Genomic DNA, 384 nt, shown 5'->3' on the forward strand with positions numbered 1-384 from the left:
GATTATTTAATAATAAAAAATTTAGGGTTTTATGCAATATGAATTAGAAATGCACTTAATATAGATTTAATGTAGGGTTTACATAGTTTTTTGATAAATTTTTATGTGTGTTTAATTTTTAAATCATTGTTATTTATGGATTAAGTTTGATACATTTTTTTTATTTATGGATATTTGTTTTATATAATAATTTTTTATCAAAGTTAAGGTTTTTTTAATATTTGTTGTTTTTTTATTATAATGAGTAGTGCGATTTGATTATTTTTTCTCTGCTTATTTATTTTAAAATGTTCTAAATGAGTACGCTCTATGCTATATTCATTGGGAGATTTTATAGCTATGTTCCGGCTTAATTTTAAGCGGTATGTATAGAGATAATTAATC

General features: G+C 20.8%; 1 protein-coding gene. It reads right to left on the reverse strand.

Translation table 11 applies throughout. The features are described 5' to 3' along the window. Nucleotides 1-203: 203 nt before the first annotated feature. The coding region (locus HUN22_RS18060) for a hypothetical protein (RefSeq protein ID WP_217488237.1) at nt 204-384 on the reverse strand (181 nt) is incomplete at its 5' end.

Source organism: Acinetobacter lactucae (assembly GCF_013344765.1).
In the GTDB taxonomy this organism is placed as follows: domain Bacteria; phylum Pseudomonadota; class Gammaproteobacteria; order Pseudomonadales; family Moraxellaceae; genus Acinetobacter; species Acinetobacter lactucae_A.